The sequence below is a fragment of the Prolixibacter bellariivorans ATCC BAA-1284 genome (genome assembly GCF_000621705.1).
Classification (GTDB): domain Bacteria; phylum Bacteroidota; class Bacteroidia; order Bacteroidales; family Prolixibacteraceae; genus Prolixibacter; species Prolixibacter bellariivorans.
Genome location: NZ_JHXO01000006.1, coordinates 33162 through 56723 on the forward strand (window position 1 = coordinate 33162; position 23562 = coordinate 56723).

Genomic DNA, 23562 nt, shown 5'->3' on the forward strand with positions numbered 1-23562 from the left:
CTGTCAGCATGAGGAAAAAAATGTACCTTAGGCATTCAAAAAAAAATTACATCATGGATTACATTGATAAATATATTGAAGAGAACAAAGAGCGGTTCCTCGAGGAGTTGTTCGAACTGATAAGTATTCCCTCTGTCAGTTCTATCGCTCAGCACAAACCGGACATGTACAAAGCAGCCGAGTATTGGAAGAAGCAGATGCTAGATGCCGGTGCCGATAAAGCAGATGTTTACGAAACGGATGGCAATCCGGTAACCTACGGTGAGAAAATTATCGACCCAGCTAAGCCGACGGTATTAGTTTATGGTCACATGGATGTGATGCCCGTCGATCCGATCGAGAAGTGGAACACGGAACCATTCAAGGCCGAGATTAAAGACGGGAAAATTTGGGCTCGCGGTGCTGAAGATAACAAAGGGCAATCGTTTATGCATGCCAAAGCGTTCGAGCTGATGGTAAAGAATAATACGCTTCCCTGTAATGTGAAGTTCATGATTGAGGGGGAAGAAGAAGTTGGTTCTCCTAATCTGGGTAAATTCTGCGAAGAGCACAAAGAAATGTTGAAAGCGGATATCATTCTGGTTTCGGATACCAGTATGATTGCCCGCGATATTCCTTCAATTACAACTGGTTTGCGTGGTTTGGCGTATTGGCAGGTTGAAGTTACAGGCCCAAATCGTGATTTGCACTCCGGATTGTTTGGCGGAGCCGTGGCCAATCCTATCAATGTATTGAGTCAGATGATTGCCGGCATGGTCGATGAAAATAATCGTGTGACTATCCCTGGGTTTTATGACGATGTGTTGGAGGTTTCTGCTGAAGAACGCGCTAAACTGGCCGAAGCACCGTTCGATGAAGACGAGTACAAGGAAGCAATCGGCGTGAAAGTGCTTGATGGTGAAAAGGGATTTTCAACTAACGAACGGACCGGAATTCGCCCTTCGTTTGATTTGTGCGGAATTTGGGGTGGTTACACGGGCGAAGGAGCCAAAACAGTTTTACCATCTAAAGCTTTTGCAAAAATCAGCAGTCGTTTGGTCCCGAATCAGGATCATGAGAAAATGGCGGTTGTGTTCAAAGAATATTTCGAATCCATTGCTCCCGATACAGTAACTGTTGAGGTGACTCCTTTGCATGGAGGTAAAGCCTACGTTTGTCCAATCGATCTGCCGGCCTACCGTGCTGCAGAAAAAGCCTGTGAAGATGTGTTTGGCCGTACGCCTGTTCCGGTTCGAAGTGGGGGAAGTATACCTATCATTTCCACATTTGAGGAAATTCTGGGAGTTAAAACTATTCTGATGGGATTTGGATTGGAGTCAGATGCCATTCATTCTCCTAACGAAAACTTCCCGCTGGAAAACTTCTATAATGGAATTAGGACCATTCCGCTTTTCTATAAATATTTTGCCGCAGGTGAAAAATAGAAGATGACTATATAGCATCACTCAAATAGTTAGCCAAAAGGGGAATACAATTTTTGTATTTCCCTTTTTTATTGAGATGTGGCAAAAATTATTGGCAAAGAAGATTAAATAGTGACATATGTTTACAGAAAACACTAAAAATACAATAATTTGAAAATGAATTTCAGTGTGTGAAAATCAAAAATCAGCTTTTTGATTAAAAAAGTGGCAAAAATTGCAGATATATGTCAAAAAATGAGGGGTAATATTAAGAAATTGTGAAAATGGAGTGTGAAATCATCGCAAAAAGCAATGTTATATATCAAAAAAATTACTTTTGATTTCAGAATCAAGAAAAATCATTCACAAATATCCCTGAATAACTATGGCAACATTTAGATTTAAAGCCCTCGAGGCACTTCTGGAAAGAAAACCCGTTTGTGTCCCCCGTGAAGCAAATCTCACTTCCGATTATTACGGAAAATTAGTTTTCGATCGGGAGAAGATGAAAAAGTACTTGTCGAAAGAAGGCTACAAAGCCGTAACCGATGCGATTGATAAAGGAACTACCATTGATCGTAAATCGGCTGATTTGGTAGCTGTAGGCATGAAAGCATGGGCGCTTGAAAATGGTGCAACACACTACACTCACTGGTTCCATCCGTTGACTGACGGTACCGCAGAGAAACACGACGCTTTTATTGAGTATTCAGAATTGGGTGGCGTTGTAGAGAATTTCTCAGGAAAATTACTGGCTCAGCAGGAACCTGATGCGTCGTCCTTTCCAAGTGGTGGTTTGAGGAATACTTTTGAAGCGCGTGGTTATACGGCATGGGATGTTTCTTCTCCTGCATTTATTGTTGGAACGACTCTTTGTGTTCCTACCGTATTTATTTCGTACACCGGAGAAGCTCTTGACTACAAAGCTCCGTTGTTGAAAGCCATCAACGCTGTTGATAAAGCAGCCGTTGCGGTTTGTCAGTATTACGATAAGAATGTGTCGAAAGTAACGGCTAACCTCGGATGGGAACAGGAATATTTCCTTATTGATGAAGCTCTGTTCAATGCACGTCCCGACCTGATTTTGACTGGCCGTACATTAATGGGACACTCATCTTCCAAGGATCAACAGCTGGATGACCACTATTTCGGTTCTATTCCGGAAAGGGTTTCTTATTTTATGCGTGATCTGGAAAATGAAGCATATAAACTGGGTATTCCGGTAAAAACCCGTCACAACGAGGTGGCTCCGAATCAGTTCGAGATAGCGCCGATTTTTGAGGAGGTTAACCTGGCCAACGATCACAACCAGTTGATCATGGACACCATGACCCGTATTGCGCGTCATCACGGTTTCCGTGTTCTTCTTCATGAAAAACCATTTGCTGGAATTAACGGTTCCGGAAAACATAACAACTGGTCGCTTTCTACAGATACCGGTGTGAACCTGTATTCTCCCGGAAAAAATCCGAAAGCGAATATGCAATTCCTGACCTTCGTGGTAAACACGTTGAAGACGTTGCATGATAACCAGGATTTGCTCCGTGCATCGATTTTGACTGCAGGTAATGCTCACCGTTTGGGTGCCAACGAAGCTCCGCCGGCCATTATCTCTGCTTTCCTGGGAGCAGAAGTGAATAAGATGCTTGACTATCTGGAAGAAGCGGTCGTTGACCGGAAGATGACTCCGGATGAAAAAACAGCATTGAAATTAGATATCGGTCGTATTCCTGAAATTCTTCTTGACAACACCGACCGTAACCGTACTTCACCTTTCGCCTTCACCGGAAACCGGTTCGAGTTCCGCGCGGTTGGTTCTTCCGCAAACTGTGCTTCAGCGATGATTGCATTGAATACGGCTTTGGCAAAACAGCTGACTGTGTTCAAAAAGGATGTGGATGTCATCATTGAAAGCGGAGTGAAGAAAGACGAAGCTATCTTCCAGGTACTGAAAAAATACATCGTTGAGTGTAAAGACATTCGTTTCGACGGTAACGGTTATAGCGAAGAGTGGGTCGAGGAAGCAGCCCGTCGCGGTTTGACCAACGTGAGGAATGTACCGGAAGCACTGGATGCTTACATGACAGATAAGGTCATAAACCTTTTCGGTGAAATGGGTATCTACACACCCAAAGAGTTGGAAGGCCGTACTGAGGTTGAATTTGAGAAATTCACCAAGAAGATCCAGATTGAAGCTCGTGTGTTAGGTGATTTGGCTATCAATCACATTGTGCCTACTGCCATCCGTTATCAGACGAACTTGATTGAAAATGTTCAGGGTTTGAAAAATCTCTTCCCTGAAAGTGAGTTTGAGAAACTGGCTGGCGCCCGTTTGGATATGATTCGTACTATTTCAGGACATGTTTCCAACATTAAGGCGAAGGTGGCTGAAATGATTGAGACACGTAAAGTGGCCAATGCCATCGAGAATGAGCGCGAAAAGGCTTACGCATATGACAAAACGGTACGTCCCTTCCTCGAGGATATCCGCTACCACATCGATAAATTGGAACTGATTGTTGATGACGAGTTGTGGCCATTGCCTAAGTATCGTGAATTACTTTTTGCAAGATAATTTCAAGGACAAATTCCATTAAGATTAGATTTGAAAGCCGTTTTCCTGTTGGAAGGCGGCTTTCTTTTGTTTCAGATGTTGTCAAATAGCCATAAGGGTTTTACGTTAACCGGAAAAGGTCTAAATTTACGGCTCATAATTCCTGATCGATGAAGTCTAATTCCTCTTTGTTTGTTTTTATATCGGTATTGATGTTGATGATTGCGTTGGGCGGATGCAAGGCCTCCCGGAAATTGTCAAAATCGAATAAATCATATGAAATAGGGGAATATTATCGATCCATCGAACAGTACCGGAAAACCTATCGAAAAACCAAAAACAGGGCTGTAAAGGCCGAAATACAGTTTCGCATCGCTGAAGCCTATAAATATATTGGGGAGTATAAGCGAGCTGCCAGTTTTTACAAAACAGCAATTACACGTGGATACTCCGATCCGATTGCCATTCTTCATTATGCCGATGTGTTGAGAGCCGATGAGGAATATGATGAGGCAATCGCCAATTACCAGTTGTATCTGAAGTCGCAGCCTGGCGATCAACATGCATTGAACGGGATTGCATCTTGTGATAGAACGCCTAAGTGGCTGGAAAATCCGACTCGTTTTCAGATAGAAGATTTAAAATCACTGAATTCAAAGTCCAGTGATTATGCCGGCGTTTATCCTGGTGGCCACGAAAATCAGATAGTGTTCACCTCTTCACGTGAAGGCGCAACCGGGCGTCGCGATAGCCCGATTACCGGACAGTTGTATGGTGACATTTTCCATTCGTATTACGATAAGCAAAAAGGTCGTTGGGAAAAACCAACGCTGGTTGACGAGAATCTGACTGTTGACACAGGTGATGATGAAGGAGCGGCATCTTTCGATTCGCGTGGAACAACCATGTATTTTACCCGCTGCCGTTACGACAAGACCAAGTCGATGGGTGCGGAAATATACACCAGTTCCGAAACAGGAGGAACCTGGTCGGAGCCGGTAAGAGTCGAACTGGGTGGCGATACTTTGCTGATTGCTCATCCGTCGCTGTCAGCTGATGGCAGGACGCTCTATTTCGTTTCGGATATGCCCGGTGGTTTTGGCGGTAAAGATATTTGGAAAGCGGAAGGAGCTCCGGGAGCCTGGGGAAAACCCGAAAATATGGGACCGGCTATCAATACGCCCGGAAACGAGATGTTCCCGTTCATTCGTGATAACGGCGAATTGTATTTCTCTTCCGATTATCGTGTGGGAATGGGCGGGCTCGATATTTTTAAAGCCGTGAAGGATGACAAAGGGCAATGGAAAGTTGAGAATATGAAAGCGCCCATTAATTCACCCGGCGACGATTTTGCCATCTATTTTATTCCCGGAGAGGACAGGGGATTGTTTTCGACCAATCGGAAAGGAACACGTGGCGACGATATCTTCTCGTTTGTGCTTCCGCCGAAGATTTTTGAAATCGATGGAAATGTAGTTGACAAAGAAAACGGCAATCGATTGAGGAACGCGACCATTCGGCTGATCGGTACTGATGGAACCATGTTGCGACTAAATGCAGATAACGGGAAATTCAAATTTAGGCTCAATCCGGAAACAGAATATGTGGTGGCCGCCTTTAAGAAAGGCTACCTCAATGCCAAGGCCAATGAAACAACCATTGGTTTGAAGGACAGCAAAACGTTTGATGTCAGTCTGGCACTCACTCCGACTGATGCTCCAATTCGGGTGGATAATATTTACTTCGATTTCGGAAAGTGGGATTTGTTGCCGGCATCGAAAAGTGCGTTGGATAGTTTGGTGCAAATCCTGGTACAAAATCCAACTGTCACTATCGAGTTAATGGCGCATACCGACTGCCGGGGTGATGCAAAATTTAATTTTGAGCTTTCGCAGAAAAGGGCAGAGTCGGTTGTGAATTACCTGGTGGCAAACGGCATTTCACCAGCCCGGCTGGTAGCAAAAGGATATGGCGAGACAGCTCCCAAGACCGTTACCCGGAAATTGGCTGAGAAATACAATTTCCTGAAAAGAGGAGATGAACTAACCTGCGATTTCATTAACAAATTGCCAACCGAAGAAGAGCAGGAAATTTGTCATCAAATTAATCGTCGCACCGAATTCAGGGTGCTTTCGACGGATTATCGCGAGAAATTTGCACCGTCACCTAAGGAGTAACAATTCCATAAAGGTGAAAGTCTAAAAAGATATTAATTTTGCGGTTGTTTTTCATCCGGAGGGGGTTAACCATTCGGCAAAATCTATTTTCACCCATGAGTAGCGAAACCAGATATAACCGGCGCGGTGTTTCGGCATCGAAAGAAGATGTGCACAACGCCATCAAGCACATCGACAAGGGGCTTTTCCCGAAAGCATTCTGCAAAATAGTTCCGGACTACCTGAGCGGCGATCCCGATTATTGCAACATTATGCATGCCGACGGAGCCGGTACCAAATCATCACTGGCTTACCTTTATTGGAAAGAAACGGGTGACTTATCGGTTTGGAAAGGCATTGCGCAGGATGCAATTATCATGAATCTTGATGATTTGCTCTGTGTGGGAGCTACCGATAATATTCTGCTCTCTTCTACCATTGGACGTAACAAGAATAACGTTCCCGGCGAAGTGATTTCGGCCATTATTAATGGAACGGAAGAATTATGTGCGGAACTGCGCGAACGGGGAATCTCGATTTATCCGACTGGCGGTGAAACAGCCGATGTGGGCGATCTGGTCCGTACCATTATCGTCGACTCTACGGTTACCTGCCGGATGAAACGCGAGCATGTGATTTCAGCAGACAATATCCATGCTGGAAATGTGATTGTCGGATTGTCTTCATCGGGACAAGCCACATACGAAAAGGAGTACAACGGCGGAATGGGAAGTAACGGATTGACTTCAGCCCGTCACGATGTTTTCGCTCATTACCTGGCCGAAAAATATCCCGAAAGTTTTGATCCTTCAGTACCAGATGATTTGGTTTATTCCGGCGGATGCCGATTAACGGATGCCATCGAAAATGTTGGTCTGGATGCCGGCAAGCTGGTGCTTTCGCCGACCCGTACCTATGCGCCGGTTATTCGCAAAGTGCTGGAGAAATACAGAAGCCAGGTTTCCGGGATGATTCATTGTTCGGGCGGAGCACAAACCAAGGTGCTGCATTTTGTCGATGATGTGCACGTGGTGAAGGACAATATGTTTCCGGTTCCTCCGCTGTTTAAGCTCATCAAGGAGCAGAGCGGAACCGAGTGGCAGGAAATGTACAAGGTATTCAATATGGGGCATCGTTTCGAGCTGTATGTGGAGCCTGATGTTGCTGAAAGTATTATCGCGATAGCCAAAGAATTTAATATTGATGCGCAAATTGTTGGGCGTGTTGAAAAACATGAAGGCAAGAAACTAACCATTCAATCGGAATTTGGCACTTTTGCATACCATTAGTTACCCAGGCTTAATTTATTGCAGTGAGATTATTTTAATGGGGAAAAAATGCCAAAATGCTACAGACTATGTCAGATAACAAACTCTTAGATAAATTTGAAAGTATCCAAATACGTTTTGAAGAAGTTGGTAAGCAAATTACCGACCCGGACGTGATGAAGGATATGAAGCGGTACGTCAAGCTGAATCAGGAATACAAACAGCTTGATTCGCTGGTAAAAGCATTCTCGGAATACGAAAAGGTACTTCAGAACATTAAGGATGCCCGCGAAATGCTGGCCGAAGAAAGTGACGAAGATGTTCGGGAAATGGCCCGCGAAGAATTGGAAAGCAGCGAAGCCAAAGTGGATGAGATGGAAGAAAACATCAAGTTGCTTTTGGTGCCGGCTGATCCGGAAGACAGTAAAAATGCCATCCTGGAAATTCGTGGTGGAACCGGAGGAGACGAAGCTGCCATTTTTGCCGGCGATCTTTTCCGCATGTACTCCAAGTATTGCGACGCCAAAGGGTGGCGTATGGAAATCACCCACTACACCGAGGGCACATCGGGAGGTTACAAGGAAATTGTGGCCAAGGTTTCCGGTGAAGGCGTATATGGAGTGTTGAAATATGAGTCCGGGGTGCATCGTGTTCAGCGTGTTCCGCAAACCGAAACGCAGGGACGAGTGCATACATCTGCAGCGACCGTGGCCGTTCTTCCGGAAGCAGAAGAGTTTGATGTAGACGTGAAGGAGAGTGATATTCGGAAAGATACTTATTGTTCTTCAGGTCCGGGCGGACAGAGTGTGAACACCACCTATTCCGCCATTCGTTTAACCCACATTCCTACCGGGATTGTGGTAACTTGTCAGGATGAAAAGTCGCAGTTGAAGAACCTGGCGAAAGCCATGACTGAATTGCGTAGCCGGATTTACAATATGGAGTACCAAAAGTATCTCGATGATGTAGCTTCACGCAGAAAGACCATGGTTTCGACGGGAGACCGTTCGGCAAAAATACGTACCTACAACTACCCACAGGGACGTGTTACCGACCATAGAATTGGTTTAACACTTTACAATCTCTCAGCCGTTATGGATGGCGATATCGAGGAAGTAATCGATAAGCTGCGCGTTGAAGAAAACGCACAAAGATTGAAGGAGAGCGAGTTGTAAGACAACTATTTACAGGATAAGAAGAATGTCCTATTGGTATGGCCAATAACGTGAGTTGATTATCATAGTATTTTCACTGCGAGGTTTTTAGTAAATACTAAGAAGTGAAAAGCAGATTTGTCCTAAATAAAAATAATTTCGAGCCAAAATTTCAGGAAATGAATACCGAACAACTATTTGAAAACATCAAACGAAAAGGTTCCTATTTGTGTGTAGGACTGGATACTGACATCCGCAAGATTCCACGTTACCTGCTTGACGCAACAGATCCGGTATTTGCTTTCAATAAAGAAATTGTTGACGCAACAGCCGATGTCGCAGTGGCCTACAAGCCTAACCTGGCATTTTACGAAATGCTAGGCGTTCAGGGGTGGAGCAGCCTGGAAAAAACTGTCAACTACATTCGGTATAACCATCCTGACATTTTTATCATTGCTGATGCCAAACGGGGCGATATTGGCAACACTGCCTCGATGTATGCCCGGGCATTTTTCGACCACCTCGATTTTGATGCTGTTACGGTTGCACCTTACATGGGTGAAGACTCGGTCAAGCCGTTTTTGACTTACCTCGATCGGTGGATTGTTTTGCTGGCACTTACTTCCAATAAGGGGGCATTCGATTTTCAGTTTATGGAAGATAAGGCGACAGGAGAGAAATTATTTGAGAAGGTTTTGAAGACTTCCAGTCAATGGGGAACTACCGAAAACATGATGTATGTTGTCGGTGCCACAAAAGCAGAAGAACTGGCCGGAATACGTCAAATCATCCCGAATCACTTTTTACTTGTGCCGGGAGTAGGAGCTCAGGGAGGAAGTTTGTCTGAGGTCTCAAAATACGGAATGAACGAACAGTGTGGATTGCTGGTCAATTCATCGAGGGCAATCATCTACGCTTCGGATGGTGAGGATTTTGCTGAAAAAGCGAGGGAAAATGCGCTGAAAGTCGCCGCGGAAATGAAAGAAATACTTAAACTAAACAAGCTGATATAAACCTTAACCTAACTTGAGAGATTTATAAGGCTGCAAACTGACTCGTTGATATGACGATGGTGATTGTGATGACATTGATTTTTCTCATTGGATATTCCGGAATTATCCTTGAGAATGAAATCAAAGTGAATAAGGCAGCTTCGGCGCTCATTATGAGTGTTCTGATTTGGATTGTTTACCTGGCTGGGGGCGACCAAATCCTTTCGATGGGTTACAGTCACTCGTGGCACGATTATCTTTCCCAATTTACGGGTCCGGCGACGCATGAGATGCTGAGTGATTTCATCGTCAATCATGAGTTGTTGCCCCATTTGTCCGATACGGCGAGTATATTGCTCTTCCTGCTTGGGGCAATGGGAATTGTTGAGATCATTGACCGCTTTCAAGGCTTTCGGGTTTTAACTGATCATATCCGTACCAGAGATAAAGTAAAACTACTTTGGATACTTGGATTGTTGGGGTTCTTCCTTTCTGCTGTGCTCGATAACCTGACGACTACCATTGTCATGATTTCGTTAATCCGGAAGTTGATAAACAGGGCGGAGGATCGGTGGATATTTGCCAGTATTGTGGTTATCGCTGCTAATGCCGGTGGAGCCTGGTCGCCGATCGGTGATGTGACCACCATCTTGCTTTGGATTGGAGGGCAGATTACGGCCGCCTATATTATTAAAGCCATCTTTTTACCCAGTTTGGCAAACATCCTGATTCCGCTGCTCATTGCTTCATTTTTTGTCAAAGGTGTGGATGAAGGACCGGAAGATGCTGGAGTAGAGTCAAAGGAATTTACAGCTCCGTGGGAAAGAAGGTTTATCCTGGCGCTGGGAGTTGCCGCGTTGGTATTTGTTCCGGTATTCAAAACTTTTACCCACTTACCTCCCTACCTGGGAATGATGTTGGGGCTGGGAGTATTGTGGGTTACAACAGATATCATGTTGCGGACGCATCCGCGCGAGGATAAAAGAATACTGAGTGTAAGCAGAATTGTTCGTCAGCTCGACGCACCGACAATTCTTTACTATGCAGGTATTCTAACTACGGTTGCGGCTTTGTCTTCATCAGGTTTACTTGACTTGGTTGCCATGAAAATGGATAGCGGAGTAGGAAACATTTATGGTATTGATATGTTAATCGGGATGTTGTCCTCGTTAATCGACAATGCCTCACTTGTTGCGGCTTCCATGGGAATGTATGACATTGCTTCGCCGGGTGCAAACGGTTATCTTTCAACGTTTGTGGTAAATGGTGATTTCTGGACATTCCTGGCTTACACAGCGGGAACCGGAGGTTCGATGTTGATCATTGGTTCAGCCGCCGGGGTAGCCGCTATGAGTATGGAAAATATCAGTTTTGGATGGTATTTTAAGCGAATGTCCGGCTTGGCATTTCTGGGTTATTTGGCGGGAGCCGCGCTTTTTTATTTCGGACTTTAGTGACATAAAACACTGAATATAGAAGGTCACATTGTTATCTTCCGGCGCTGGGAAGGAAGAAAAAAAGAGTGCAGAAAGTAATGTATACCAGCTTGAAACGTTTTATTTCTGAATAAGGTCCAAACTTTTACTAGGTATAATAAGTTGTTACTAAACTAAACTTTTGCAGAATGTTTGAATTAATGGCAATTATTTTTCTCGTGGGATATGCTGGAATTATTTTTGAGCACGAGATACGAATAAATAAAGCAGGCACAGCCTTAATAATTGGGTCGCTGATGTGGGCCGTGTATGCCATCGGTGGGTCTGATATTCTTTCGTTAGGTTACAGTCACAGTTGGCACGAGTTTATTTCACAACACCCCGAATCCACCTCTCCGGAGGTTGTGAGAGAGTTTATTACCGAACACGAGTTATTCCACCATCTTTCCGAAATAGCTTCCATTGTATTGTTCTTGCTTGGAGCTATGGGGATTGTCGAGGTTGTAGACCGTTTTCAGGGATTTCGCGTGATTACCGATCACATTACTACCCGCGACCGTGTTAAATTGATGTGGTTAATCAGTATCCTTTCTTTCTTTATGTCGGCAGTGTTGGATAACCTGACTACTACCATCGTAATGATTACCCTTACCAGGAAAATTCTGCGAAAGCCCGAAAACAGATGGATTTTTGCCAGTATGATTGTTATTGCGGCTAACGCCGGGGGTGCATGGTCGCCTATTGGTGACGTAACAACAATTATGTTGTGGATTGGTGAACAGATTACGACTGAACATATTGTCAAATCAGTATTTCTGCCCAGTTTGGTCAGTATGCTGGTACCAGTCATCATCGCCTCGATATTTATGAAAGGTGAGACGGAAAGACCAGAATTAACAGACGAAGATACGAGAGAGTTTACCTCGCGGGGAGAAAGGAAGTTTATTTTCTTCCTGGGTGTCGGTGCGCTGTTATCGGTGCCGGTGTTTAAAACCATTACCCATCTGCCACCATACCTGGGGATGTTGCTTGGTTTGGGAGTAATTTGGTTGATTACTGATTTAATGTTGAAGAATCGTCCTCACGAGGATAAACGTATTCTAAGTGTGAGCCGGGTTGTTCGTAACCTCGATGCTCCGACCATTCTATTCTTTGCCGGTATTCTGACTGCAGTAGCCAGCTTATCGTCTGCGGGGCAGCTTGACATCGTGTCTAAATTTTTGGATGTACATGTTGGGAATATCTTTGGCATCAATTTGATTATTGGAGCACTGTCCTCTATTGTTGATAACGTGCCGTTGGTTGCGGGTGCCATGGGAATGTATGGTATCGCCCCGTCCGGAGCAGAAGGTTATCTGGCCTCTTTTGTTCAGGATGGTCAGTTCTGGTCGTTCCTTGCTTACTGTGCAGGTACGGGAGGTTCGATGTTAATTATTGGTTCTGCTGCCGGTGTCGCTGCCATGGGAATGGAACAAATTCATTTCGGTTGGTATGCCCGTAAGATTTCCTGGATCGCATTGCTGGGATATTTAGCTGGTGCAGGTACCTACTATGTGCAATCTGTTATATTCTAAGATGTTTTAATCTGATAGATATTGGGCATTCCTGAATGGGAGTGCCCTTCTTATTTGTATGTATAACTGGCTTGAATCAGGTAGACATTCTGTAGCGGTGTGATGTATTTGGCAATTACTACCAGTTTTCTTCCTAAATCTTCAGGTTGAAGCGGAATCTGTCCTTTATTCCCAGATTGTCCGATAGGAGTGGCTTGGGGATCCAGGTATTTTCCGTCGGTAAGCGGTCCATAATAATATCTCACGACATTGGAACCATTTGATAATTTAAATTCCAGTAATTTGCGTTTGTAAAAATCAGCTGAATTTTTCAGTGTAAATACAAGAGTGGGATAGTTCGAAATCAACTTTCCACTAAGAGAGTATTCTTTCAAATCGGTGGAAGGCATCCCGTCTTTATACACCTGGGTTGACATGAGTTTACCCGACTCATAATATTTTTTTACTGTGTCCTGAAGTTTTCCGTTGACATACCAGCGAATACGGTAGATTTTGCCACTGGGATAATACTTCATTGCTTTTCCCTCCAGTTTTCCGTGCTTGTAATAAAATACTGAAGCCAGCTTTCCACTGGAATAGAAATTTCGGGCTTCTCCTTCAGCTATACTATCCTTAAAATGAACAATGGAAGTAAGTTTCCCGTTCGTATAGTTTTTAATAGTCTTTAGTTCACTTTCCGTTTTTTTCTGCATCGAACTGGTATCGCGCTTATCGCTTTTAGATGAAGAACACGAGAAAAATAAGGAGAATCCCATCAAGAAGGCTATTGATGCAATGGTTAGGTGGGTGTGTTTCATAATGACGAAATTAACATACTGTAAGATAAGTAATATAATAAGGGAATAAAACCCATGAAAGTGTAAAAAAAATTTACAGAATAGGTTGCTCGCAGGCCTAAGTGGATGTATCTTTGTTAGAAATAGATAATTAAATGTCTGAAGGTCGAATATTAATCATTGATGACGGTAAAGGTCCGGGCGGTGCATTGGAGATGGCGCTTAGGATGGATTTTGAATCGGTGAAATCCTTTTCAAATCCGAACCTGCTGCCGTTTTATCTAAAGACCGAAAAGGCCGATGTGGCGATCTTAGACGTTGATTTTTCGGGAGTCAGAGAAGGGGAGGAACGTGGCCTTTATTGGTTGCGTGAAATTAAACGGATTAATCCGCGAATAGAGGTGGTTATCCTGTTGGAAGAAGAAGATGTTATGTTGGGCGAGCGGGCTATTGAGGAGGGCGCGGCCAACTTTGCTTTCAAGCCGGTAAATAACCGAAAACTTGTTGCTTCTCTTCGCTCCGTCGTGCAGCTTAAGCTGATGAAAGAGCGTTGTGAATTGGTCGAATTGCGTTTTGAGGGTGTAAAGAAAGAGATATTGCAATCCGAACCGATCATCGAGGGAAGTTCCGTACCTTATAATCGGATGATGCATGCCGTAACAGGTGTAATCGACACTCCTGATGCTATTTTGCTGCAGGGAGAGACTGGAAGTGGAAAGAAAACAATTGCTCGTTATATTCATAATCAATCATCGCGAAGAAATAAATTATTTCTCGAGGCAAACAGTTTGCTCGAAAGAGAAACCGAATTGGGAGGTTACCTTTTCGGTGTGAAAAAACGGAACTACCCAACCGCAGATCCGGATCTTCCCGGAAAATTTCAAATAGCCGAAGGCGGTACACTTTATATTCCGGAAGTAGCAAAAATACCACTTTCTGTGCAAGAGCAATTTTTACGCTACATGGAAAAAGGTGCGGTAGAGCCGGTTGGTGCTGTCAGATCCGTTCCGGTAAATGTAAAACTGTTGCTCGGAACAGCTGAAGATTTGAAATCATTGGTTGGGGAAGGAGTTTTTCATGAGGAGTTGTATCGTCGCCTTTCATCCAAAGCTGTCGAAATTCCGGCTTTGCGGCATCGAGTCGAAGATATTGAGGGTATAGCCAATTTCTTTATTGCACAATTATGTGCTAAATACCATAAAAGTACACTCCGGATGAGTGCCCGCACGCTGGAAGAATTGAAACTGAACCAGTGGCCGGGAAATATCTCCGAACTAAAGCTTACGATCGAAAAGGCGGTTATTCTGTGCGAAAAAGAAGTTTTGCAACCCGAAGACTTCATGTTTAGGTCGGCAGCACAATCGCATTTGTTTAAGATTCCCGATACCATTGAGGAGATGGAAAAATCGATGATAAAAAAGGCGCTGGAAAGACACAAGAATAACCACAGCGCTGCCGCTGCTCAGTTGGGAATTACCCGCCAAACACTTTACAATAAAATTCGTAAATACAAGCTCTGATAATTATTATGATTGGTTAATGCGGCTGGAATTTTGTAATTTCAGGAATATTATCCACCGACCATATGAAAGAAGAGTTTCTTCATTTTATTTGGAAACACCGTCTTTATCAGTCACGCCAGCTAAAAACGATTAACGGGGAGCCAATTGAAATCCTTCAACCCGGAATTCATAATCTGCATGCAGGCCCTGATTTCTCTGATGCACGTATTCGCATAGATAATACGTTATGGGTTGGTAGTGTTGAGCTTCACCGTAAATCTTCCGATTGGAAACGCCATGGCCATGACAAGGACCAAGCCTATAACAATGTCATACTACACGTGGTTGCTGAGTATGATGAGCGTGTTAAAAATACGCTGGGTGTCGAACTTCCTACCCTTATTTTGAAATGGGCGGATACCATCGAAGCGAATTATCATGAACTCACGGAAAGCAAGGATTGGGTTGCTTGTGCTTCCCGGTTATTCCGGATTGATCCCTTCCGGGTAAAGTTTTTTCTAAACAGTGTGATGATTGAACGCCTGAAAGAGAAATCAGAGATGGTTGACGGGATACTCCGGGATACAAATGGCGACTGGGGAGAAACATTTTACCGAATGTTGGCCCGTGGTTTTGGATTTAAGGAAAATGCTCAGCCCTTTGAAATGCTGGCCCGTTCATTACCACAAAGGATTCTGGCTCATCATCATGATTCGTTACAGCAAACCGAGGCATTGCTCTTTGGGCAGGCCGGGCTGTTAGGTGAGGAGTTGTTTGCGGATGATTATTATCTTTCATTACGGAAGGAATACCGTTTCCTGGCAACGAAATATTCATTGAAACCCATTGCCGGGCATCTTTGGAAATTCATGCGAATGCGACCGGTCAATTTTCCAACGATCCGGTTAGCTCAGTTTGCCCGGTTGATTTATAATTCACAGGGATTGCTCGGAAAACTACTGGAAGCAAAAAACATTGACGAAATGCGAGGTTGGTTTGAGGTAATTGCTTCGCCATACTGGGATAAGCATTACCATTTTAACAGGGAATCGCCATTGCGTGAGAAAAAGATGGGTGAGCAATCGTTGAGGTTGTTGGTGATAAATGTGATTGTTCCCTTTTATTTCCTGTATGGAGAACACCAAAATAAACTATATTTGAAGAACAGGGCACTGCAACTGCTGGAAGAATTGCCGGCAGAAGACAATATGGTGATACGAAAGTGGGCGTTGGCTGGAATTGAAGCTGACAATGCATTGGAATCACAGGCATTATTGCATTTAAAAAGTCGCTATTGTGAGTTAAAGCGGTGTCTTAGTTGCGGAATCGGGCATAAAATAATTTTGCATGAACCTCTTTGAGGAACAAACTTACAGAACATTACGCATAGGAATTGTCCTGATGTTGTCGCTGATAATTTTCGGCGTCCTTGGGTTTATGATTATTGAAGGTCTCGATTTCGTTGATGCGTTCTATATGACCATCATTTCGATTTCAACCGTGGGATTCGAAGTCGTGAAGCCATTATCGCCGGGCGGTAAAATATTTGTTTCAATTTTGATTATCTTTTCACTGGGGAATATAGCCTATGTGGGTTCCAGTTTGGTGCGTTTTTTCCTGGATGGTGAGTTTATTAATTATTTAAAGACGAGTCGTGTGAATAAGAAGATTGAGAAACTGACCGATCATGTGATTATTTGTGGTTTTGGGCGGAATGGCGAACAGGCGGCCTTAGAGCTCATGGATCATAATCAACATTTTGTTATTGTTGAAAAGCGCGATAATGTGATAGAGCGCATTCGGGAAGATCCCAATCTTCTGTACGTAAGGGGAGATGCCACCCATGAGGATGATCTCCGCTTGGCGCGTATTGATCATGCACGAGCTTTGATAGCTACTACACCAAACGATGCAGACAATGTTTTTGTGGTACTGACTGCACGAAGTATGAATCCGAATTTGCTCATTATCAGTCGTGCTTCGGAAATTGGTTCGGACATGAAACTTCGCAGGGCCGGAGCGACAAACGTGATTATGCCGGAGCGTATGGGAGGACAACGGATGGCCCGTTTGGTGACCCAGCCGGATGTTGTGGAATTTGTAGAGTATGTTTTACTTCAGCGGAATAAATCGGTAAGTCTGACGGAAGTACCTTGTAGCCGGATGGCTGAGGAGTATGAAGGAAAAACCATTGGCGATCTGAGGATGGGAAATATTACCGGGGCAACGATTGTGGGGCTGAAGAATTTCGAAGGAAAATATGTGTTTAATCCCGGTCCCGGCCATATGTTGAGCCGGGGGGACAAATTATTTGTCTTGGGTTCACATGCTCAGGTTACCAAGTTGCAGGAACTTATTGAACGGGAATCTGACTCGCTTTAGCGGTTGTCAGTCAAATGGTTTAAATAAAATATTAGCAAGTAAAGATTACAGTTTTTCAATATTTTTATTTACTTTTGGGGCTGATTTTTGCAAATAATGTTACACGGTTGTTATCGAACGCGAATACTGCTGTGTAATGATTGTATCACACTATTTATCTATAGGAAATGTATTTAACATCAGAAAAGAAACAAGAGATTTTTGAAAAGCACGGCAAAAGTGTTACTAACACAGGTTCAACTGAAGGTCAGATAGCGTTATTTTCATATCGCATCAGTCACTTGACTGAACACCTGAAAAAGAATCGCAAAGATTTCAGTACACAGCGTGCACTGATTCGTTTGGTTGGTAAACGCCGTTCATTACTCGATTATCTGAAAAGAAAAGATATTGAGCGTTATCGTGCAATTCTGAAAGAACTGAATCTTCGTAGATAAACGAACGACCTTGAAAGGCAATTTTCGAATTGCCTTTTTTGGTATTTTGAAAAAGCCCCACCCATTTGTTTAAAACTTATTAATTGTTTGAAGAAGAGATTATGTATAAAGCTATTGAAAAAACAATCGATCTCGGTGATGGAAGGTCCATCACCATCGAAACCGGAAAATTAGCAAAACAAGCAGACGGATCGGTTGTGGTTAGAATGGGTGATACAATGTTGTTAGCGACTGTTGTTTCGGCAAAGGAAGCTAAAGAAGACGTTGATTTCATGCCCTTGTCGGTTGACTATCGTGAAAAATTCTCTGCTGCGGGTCGTTTCCCCGGCGGTTTCCTGAAAAGGGAAGGTCGTCCTTCGGATGATGAGATTTTGGTAGCCCGCTTGGTCGACCGTGCTCTGCGTCCTTTATTCCCGGAAGACTATCATGCCGAAACAGCTATGATGATTTCCCTGATTTCAACCGGGAAAGATGAAATGCCGGACTCGTTGGCCGGATTGGCAGCATCAGCGGCAATCGCAGTTTCCGATGTGCCTTTTGAGTGTGCTATCTCAGAAGTTCGTGTAGGTCGTGTTGATGGAAAACTGGTCATCAATCCTTCGTTAGAGCAGTTGGAAAAAGCCGATATTGACATTATGGTGGGAGCATCATATGACAACATCATGATGGTGGAAGGCGAGATGGATGAGGTTTCGGAAGACGAAATGCTCGAAGCCATCAAATTTGCGCACGAAGCCATTAAGCAACATTGCAAAGTTCAGGATGAGTTAGCTGCTGAACTGGGTGTAGTTAAGCGTGAATATTCACACGAAACAAATGACGAAGAGCTGCGTGAACTGGTTAAAAAGGAAACTTACCAGAAAGTATATGATGTAGCTCGGGCAACAATACAAAACAAGCAGGAACGCTACGAGGCCTTTGCCAAGGTTAAGGAAGAGTTCATTGAGCAATACAGCGAAGGAAAAGAGGACGAAGAAATTCCGCTGACCCTGATTGGCCGTTATTTCCACGATGTGGAAAAAGAAGCTGTTCGCCGGATGATTCTGGATGAGCAGATTCGTCTTGACGGTCGGAAAACGAACGAAATTCGTCCTATCTGGGGTGAAGTTAATTACCTGCCCGGAGCGCACGGTTCAGCAGTTTTCACTCGTGGTGAGACGCAGTCGTTGACCAGTCTGACCCTCGGAACCAAGATGGATGAGAAGATTATCGATAATGTAACGGTTCAGGGGCGTGAACGTTTCTTGTTGCATTATAACTTTCCGCCCTTCTCAGTTGGTGAACCACGTACACCAAGAGGCGTTTCGCGCCGTGAAATTGGTCATGGTAATTTGGCTCACCGTGCACTGAAAGGAATGATTCCGGATGATTTCCCTTATATCTTGCGTATTGTATCTGATATTTTGGAATCGAACGGGTCGTCTTCAATGGCAACGGTTTGTGCCGGAACAATGGCCATGATGGATGCCGGTATACATATGAAACGTCCTGTTTCAGGTATTGCAATGGGATTGATTACCGATAAGGATTCAGATAAATTCGCTGTACTTTCCGATATTTTGGGTGATGAAGATCACCTGGGAGATATGGACTTCAAAGTGACCGGAACGGAGAAGGGAATTACCGCTACTCAGATGGACATCAAGGTTGATGGACTTTCTTATGATGTAATGGCTCAGGCTTTGCAGCAAGCTAAAGAAGGACGTGAACACATTTTGGGTAAAATTCTCGAAGTGATTGACGAGCCTCGTGAAGATTACAAACCGAATGTTCCGCGCATCGTGACCATCACCATTCCGAAAGAAATGATTGGTCCGGTTATTGGTCCTGGAGGAAAAATTATTCAGCAAATTCAGGAAGATACGCAATCAACAATTGCTATCGAAGAAGTTGATGATATGGGAATCGTTGAAATCAGCGCACCCAATCGTGAAGCAATTGACGCAGCATTAGAGCGCGTGCGTGCGATTGTTGCCGTACCCGAAGTAGGCGAGGTATACAAAGGAAAGGTGAAATCAATCGTTTCATTTGGAGCCTTTGTTGAAATCATGCCGGGTAAGGAAGGTTTACTTCACGTTTCGGAATTTGATTGGAAACGTGTTGAGAATCCGGGTGATGTGCTGAAGGAGGGCGACGAAGTAGAAGTAAAGCTGCTTGAGGTTGACCAGCGTACCGGAAAATTGAAACTATCGAGAAAAGCGTTGTTGCCTCGTCCGGAGAGAACCGGAAACGAGAGTGAGCGTGGAGACAGAGGAGATCGGGGTGGTCGTGACCGCAACCGTGGAGATCGTCGTCCCCCGCGTCGTGATAACAACCGATAATTTTAATTCAGAATATATTTAAGAGCCCGGGTGACCGGGCTTTTTTTATCTCTGCCAGTTTTTCTATATTTAATCAATCTTTTTTTACTACATGGAAGCGAAAGAATCAGCATGGCTGAATGAGACAGAGAACCTTTTTCGTGAAAATCTGAAAGGTATATCGGAAAAGGATGTACGGTTTTATCGACTGGAAGAGTTTTGGCGCAATGTTAAACGACTGGATGAATTCTCGGATGATTGTCCGGTTTGTCGGGAAATGCATGCAGAAGTAAGGGAAACCATTGCCGGAATGAACGACGCAGTAAAGCATCCTGGAAAAAGGAGGCGAAAGTTCGACCGTGCATTGTCAACGCTGGCATCACATATGACGGAGGAACACGGTTTCCTTCCACCTTATTATTATACATACCGGTGGTCGGCACTAGGTTTACCGGCAGGCGCTTTGGTTGGCGCGCTAGTTGATTTGGTGCTGTTTCATGGACAGAAATGGGGCTTTATTGTCGGTGGCACCATGATTGGAATGCTGATTGGTTACGTGCTTGGTGGTCGTAAAGACAATGACATGAGGGCGAAGAAGAAACTGTTGTAAGCATTCATTTTAGAAAATTACCAGATAACTAACCATTTTAATCCGTTTAAGTTGCAAAGAATTAAACCTTTGCGTATATTATGTGTTGTTGATTTATACCAGACAGACTTAAATTGTTTAATAAATAATCTAATACCGAACTTGTGAAAGGGCTCACACTACTTGCAGGTCTGGCATTTTTCGCCATTTCCTGTACCAACAATGAGAAAATCAAATATCCTGTGGCGCATAAAGACAATGTTGTTGATGATTACTTTGGTCATAAAGTAAGCGATCCGTATCGCTGGCTGGAAGATGATAATTCGGAAGAAACGGCTAAATGGGTTAAAGCCGAGAACGAAGTGACGAACACGTTTCTGGCGAAGATTCCCTATCGGGATAGCATCCGTAAACAATTGACCAACTTCTGGAATTATCCGAAATACTCGGCCCCTTTCAAGAGAGCAGGCAAGTACTTCTATTATAAGAACAATGGATTGCAAAACCAAAGTGTACTCTATGTTCAGGATAATCTAAATGCTGAACCAAGAGTATTACTTGACCCCAATAAACTTTCCGATGACGGAACCGTGGCATTAAGTGCGGCGCGTGTTTCGAACGACGGAAAGTACCTGGCTTATTTTGTAGCCCGTTCGGGTTCCGACTGGAACGAAGGCTATGTGTTGGATATCAATAGCGGAGAGAAACTGTCGGATCATTTGCAATGGATTAAATTCTCTGGTATTGGATGGGATGGTGACGGTTTCTATTATTCCAGGTATGCGAAACCGGAGGCTGGAGATGAGTTGAGTCAGTCAAATGAATATCATAAAGTATATTATCACCGGGTTGGAACTTCGCAGTCCGACGATAAGATGGTGTATGATACACCTGAGCATCCTAAGCGGTTATCAGATATTAATGTAACAAGGGATGAGAAAATTCAATATCTGACCGAATACGAAGCATCCATCGGTAACTCACTTTATGTGAGGTTAAATAGCGATAAAAAGGCAGAATGGAAACCTGTTTATACTGCTTTTGACAAAGAGTTCCAGGTAGTTGATGATGTTGATGGACGATTACTGGTAATGACCAATTATAAAGCTCCGCGATACCGGTTGGTCAGTATCGATCCACAGCATCCGGAAGAGACCAATTGGGTGGAAACCATTCTGGAGTCTGATGATGTGTTAAGTAATGTATCGGTTGTTGGCGGTAAAATCTGCGCATCGTATATGAAAGACGCACATACGGTATTACAGTTGTTTCAGCCAGATGGAAAGCTAACGGGTAATATTGATTTGCCTGAAATCGGTAGTGCTTCCGTTTTGATTGGAGATAAAAATGACAATGAAGTATTTTACACCTTTGAGTCCTGGACTGTGCCGAACACCATTTATCAATATGACGTCGCAACCGGGCAGTCGAAAATATTCAGACAACCTGAGCTGAAGTTCAATCCAAATGATTTCGAAACAAAGCAGGTATTTTATGCCAGTAAGGATGGCACCAAAGTTCCGATGTTCATTTTCATGAAGAAAGGAACCAAACTGAATGGTACAAATCCAGCTCTTCTATATGGATATGGTGGCTTCAATATTAGCCTGACACCTTACTTTTCACCAGCGCGCATGGTTTTTCTTGAGCAGGGAGGTGTTTATGCAGTAGCCAATTTACGTGGAGGTGGCGAATATGGTGAGGCCTGGCATGAAGCAGGAACCAAAATGCATAAGCAAAATGTATTTGACGATTGCATTGGTGCAGGCGAGTATCTGGTCGAGAAGAAATATACCGACACGAACCATCTGGCACTGATGGGCGGTTCGAATGGCGGTTTGCTGGTTGGTGCTGTTATTAACCAACGCCCCGATTTATTCCGGGTGGCTATTCCGCAGGTAGGCGTTATGGATATGCTTCGATATAATAAGTTCACCATTGGTTGGTCGTGGGCTGGTGATTATGGAACCAGCAGCGATAGTGAGGAAATGTTCAAATACCTCTATGCCTATTCTCCTTATCACAATATTAAAAAAGGCGGCCACTATCCTGCCATTCTCGCATTGACTGCAGATCACGATGACCGCGTGGTTCCGGCACATACCTTTAAGTATATGGCGCGGATGCAGGAATATAACGATGGCAAAAATCCAACGTTGGTGCGTATCGAAACAAAAGCAGGACACGGTGGTGGAAAACCAACGTCAAAGATAATAGATGAGTATACCGATATTTGGTCATTTGTGTTTTATGAAATGGGGGTTGAGCCAAAATTTAATTGACCCTTCGCAAATTATTGGATATCTTTCCCGGAATTTTTACCCCGGGTTTGTATGGATATAAGTTTTTTGGTCATAGAAGGTAATATTGGGTCCGGAAAGACCTCATTATCAAATCGGATAAGCGAGGATTTTCAGGCGAAACTGATTCTTGAGAAGTTTGCGGATAATCCGTTTTTGCCGAAATTCTATCAAGATCCGGAGCGGTTTTCTTTCCCTCTCGAGTTGTCCTTCCTGGCCGAACGGTATAATCAGTTGAAGCGGGAGCTTTCTGATCGCGATCTTTTTCACCAGTTGACGGTGGCCGATTACTTTTTTATGAAATCGCTGATTTTTGCTCAGAACACACTCGCCGAAGATGAATATCAGTTGTATCGTAAGTTCTTTGAAATCATATATGATAAACACCCCAAACCTGACTTGTATGTCTATCTTCATCTTCCTGAGAATCGTTTGATTGAAAATATCAGGAAGCGAGGACGGGAATACGAACAGGAAATTGATGAAAAATATCTAAAAAAAATCAGTGAAGGATATTTTCGCTTTTTCCGTCAGCAAAATGACTTCCCGATTGTTATTATAGATACCCGAAATATTGATTTCGTGGAAAGCCAGGCAGATTATGAAAAATTAATTGACGTTATTTTTCATAAGTCCTATAATTTGGGGGTAAATAGAGTAATTTTATAATTAGATTCAATAATAAAAAACGTTCTAAAGCTTTTCTTAATTAACAAAAGATTTTACTTTTGTGAAAAGT

Annotated in this window: 17 protein-coding genes; 16 read left to right on the top strand and 1 reads right to left on the bottom strand. The window is 43.6% G+C overall.

Translation table 11 applies throughout. The annotated features are described in order from the left end of the window. The first annotated feature begins 53 nt into the window (after positions 1-53). From T426_RS0105660 to nhaD (T426_RS0105695), 8 genes are all read left to right on the top strand, one after another. Positions 54-1424, top strand: a complete 1371-nt coding sequence (locus T426_RS0105660) for a dipeptidase (RefSeq protein WP_027585394.1) — start codon at positions 54-56, stop codon at positions 1422-1424. Between the two features lie 364 nt (positions 1425-1788). Beyond that, a complete protein-coding gene (locus tag T426_RS0105665; protein WP_027585395.1) occupies positions 1789-3978 on the top strand; it encodes a glutamine synthetase III family protein in 2190 nt (729 codons plus the stop codon). 149 nt (positions 3979-4127) lie between these two features. Continuing rightward, positions 4128-6134, top strand: coding sequence for a PorE family type IX secretion system protein (gene porE / locus T426_RS0105670; protein ID WP_025863215.1), 2007 nt, complete (start codon positions 4128-4130; stop codon positions 6132-6134). A gap of 95 nt (positions 6135-6229) precedes the next feature. Continuing rightward, positions 6230-7402, top strand: a complete 1173-nt coding sequence (locus T426_RS0105675) for an AIR synthase related protein (RefSeq protein ID WP_025863216.1) — start codon at positions 6230-6232, stop codon at positions 7400-7402. Positions 7403-7470: 68 nt separating this feature from the next. Beyond that, complete coding sequence (gene prfA / locus T426_RS0105680; protein ID WP_025863217.1) at positions 7471-8556, top strand: peptide chain release factor 1; 1086 nt, start codon at positions 7471-7473, stop codon at positions 8554-8556. Positions 8557-8714: 158 nt separating this feature from the next. Next, positions 8715-9548: an orotidine-5'-phosphate decarboxylase gene (gene pyrF, locus T426_RS0105685; RefSeq protein WP_025863218.1), complete on the top strand. Its 834-nt coding sequence runs from the start codon at positions 8715-8717 to the stop codon at positions 9546-9548. Between the two features lie 50 nt (positions 9549-9598). Continuing rightward, entirely contained in the window at positions 9599-10981 is a 1383-nt protein-coding gene (gene nhaD / locus T426_RS0105690; protein WP_199898453.1) for a sodium:proton antiporter NhaD, read from the top strand. A 170-nt stretch (positions 10982-11151) separates the two neighbouring features. Beyond that, a complete protein-coding gene (gene nhaD, locus T426_RS0105695; protein ID WP_027585396.1) occupies positions 11152-12537 on the top strand; it encodes a sodium:proton antiporter NhaD in 1386 nt (461 codons plus the stop codon). Positions 12538-12587: 50 nt separating this feature from the next. On the opposite strand, the gene T426_RS24980 is transcribed toward nhaD (T426_RS0105695), so the two are convergent. Next, entirely contained in the window at positions 12588-13334 is a 747-nt protein-coding gene (locus T426_RS24980; RefSeq protein WP_025863220.1) for a toxin-antitoxin system YwqK family antitoxin, read from the bottom strand. A gap of 134 nt (positions 13335-13468) precedes the next feature. Here T426_RS24980 and T426_RS0105705 point away from each other — a divergent pair, with 134 nt between their 5' ends. From T426_RS0105705 to T426_RS22860, 8 genes are all read left to right on the top strand, one after another. Then, entirely contained in the window at positions 13469-14833 is a 1365-nt protein-coding gene (locus T426_RS0105705; protein ID WP_025863221.1) for a sigma-54-dependent transcriptional regulator, read from the top strand. Between the two features lie 65 nt (positions 14834-14898). Beyond that, complete coding sequence (locus tag T426_RS0105710) at positions 14899-16176, top strand: DUF2851 family protein (RefSeq protein ID WP_025863222.1); 1278 nt, start codon at positions 14899-14901, stop codon at positions 16174-16176. Next, on the top strand, positions 16163-17197 hold the full coding sequence (locus T426_RS0105715) for a potassium channel family protein (protein ID WP_025863223.1): 1035 nt from the start codon (positions 16163-16165) through the stop codon (positions 17195-17197). Before T426_RS0105710 ends, T426_RS0105715 begins: the two co-directional genes overlap by 14 nt. Before the next feature lie 167 nt (positions 17198-17364). After that, positions 17365-17634: a 30S ribosomal protein S15 gene (rpsO, locus tag T426_RS0105720; RefSeq protein WP_025863224.1), complete on the top strand. Its 270-nt coding sequence runs from the start codon at positions 17365-17367 to the stop codon at positions 17632-17634. A 101-nt stretch (positions 17635-17735) separates the two neighbouring features. Continuing rightward, entirely contained in the window at positions 17736-19955 is a 2220-nt protein-coding gene (gene pnp / locus T426_RS0105725; protein ID WP_025863225.1) for a polyribonucleotide nucleotidyltransferase, read from the top strand. A gap of 91 nt (positions 19956-20046) precedes the next feature. After that, positions 20047-20544 carry a hypothetical protein gene (locus T426_RS0105730; RefSeq protein ID WP_025863226.1) on the top strand — a complete coding sequence of 166 codons (498 nt, stop codon included), beginning with the start codon at positions 20047-20049 and terminating at the stop codon, positions 20542-20544. A gap of 143 nt (positions 20545-20687) precedes the next feature. Continuing rightward, positions 20688-22805 (top strand): prolyl oligopeptidase family serine peptidase, encoded by a 2118-nt coding sequence (locus tag T426_RS0105735; protein WP_051568944.1) that lies wholly within the window; start codon positions 20688-20690, stop codon positions 22803-22805. Between the two features lie 51 nt (positions 22806-22856). Beyond that, positions 22857-23492 (top strand): deoxynucleoside kinase, encoded by a 636-nt coding sequence (locus tag T426_RS22860; RefSeq protein ID WP_025863227.1) that lies wholly within the window; start codon positions 22857-22859, stop codon positions 23490-23492. The last annotated feature ends 70 nt before the right edge of the window (positions 23493-23562 follow it).

What these genes read in the sequence shown, in the direction of transcription:
- T426_RS0105665 (WP_027585395.1), top strand. Translation starts at nt 1,789, where the DNA reads ATGGCAACATTTAGATTTAAAGCCCTCGAGGCACTTCTGGAAAGAAAA.
- T426_RS0105710 (WP_025863222.1), top strand. Translation starts at nt 14,899, where the DNA reads ATGAAAGAAGAGTTTCTTCATTTTATTTGGAAACACCGTCTTTATCAG.
- T426_RS0105705 (WP_025863221.1), top strand. Translation starts at nt 13,469, where the DNA reads ATGTCTGAAGGTCGAATATTAATCATTGATGACGGTAAAGGTCCGGGC.
- T426_RS24980 (WP_025863220.1), bottom strand. Translation starts at nt 13,334, where the DNA reads ATGAAACACACCCACCTAACCATTGCATCAATAGCCTTCTTGATGGGA.
- pnp (WP_025863225.1), top strand. Translation starts at nt 17,736, where the DNA reads ATGTATAAAGCTATTGAAAAAACAATCGATCTCGGTGATGGAAGGTCC.
- pyrF (WP_025863218.1), top strand. Translation starts at nt 8,715, where the DNA reads ATGAATACCGAACAACTATTTGAAAACATCAAACGAAAAGGTTCCTAT.
- T426_RS0105675 (WP_025863216.1), top strand. Translation starts at nt 6,230, where the DNA reads ATGAGTAGCGAAACCAGATATAACCGGCGCGGTGTTTCGGCATCGAAA.
- T426_RS22860 (WP_025863227.1), top strand. Translation starts at nt 22,857, where the DNA reads ATGGATATAAGTTTTTTGGTCATAGAAGGTAATATTGGGTCCGGAAAG.
- porE (WP_025863215.1), top strand. Translation starts at nt 4,128, where the DNA reads ATGAAGTCTAATTCCTCTTTGTTTGTTTTTATATCGGTATTGATGTTG.
- T426_RS0105730 (WP_025863226.1), top strand. Translation starts at nt 20,047, where the DNA reads ATGGAAGCGAAAGAATCAGCATGGCTGAATGAGACAGAGAACCTTTTT.
- prfA (WP_025863217.1), top strand. Translation starts at nt 7,471, where the DNA reads ATGTCAGATAACAAACTCTTAGATAAATTTGAAAGTATCCAAATACGT.
- nhaD (WP_027585396.1), top strand. Translation starts at nt 11,152, where the DNA reads ATGTTTGAATTAATGGCAATTATTTTTCTCGTGGGATATGCTGGAATT.
- rpsO (WP_025863224.1), top strand. Translation starts at nt 17,365, where the DNA reads ATGTATTTAACATCAGAAAAGAAACAAGAGATTTTTGAAAAGCACGGC.
- nhaD (WP_199898453.1), top strand. Translation starts at nt 9,599, where the DNA reads ATGACGATGGTGATTGTGATGACATTGATTTTTCTCATTGGATATTCC.
- T426_RS0105660 (WP_027585394.1), top strand. Translation starts at nt 54, where the DNA reads ATGGATTACATTGATAAATATATTGAAGAGAACAAAGAGCGGTTCCTC.
- T426_RS0105715 (WP_025863223.1), top strand. Translation starts at nt 16,163, where the DNA reads ATGAACCTCTTTGAGGAACAAACTTACAGAACATTACGCATAGGAATT.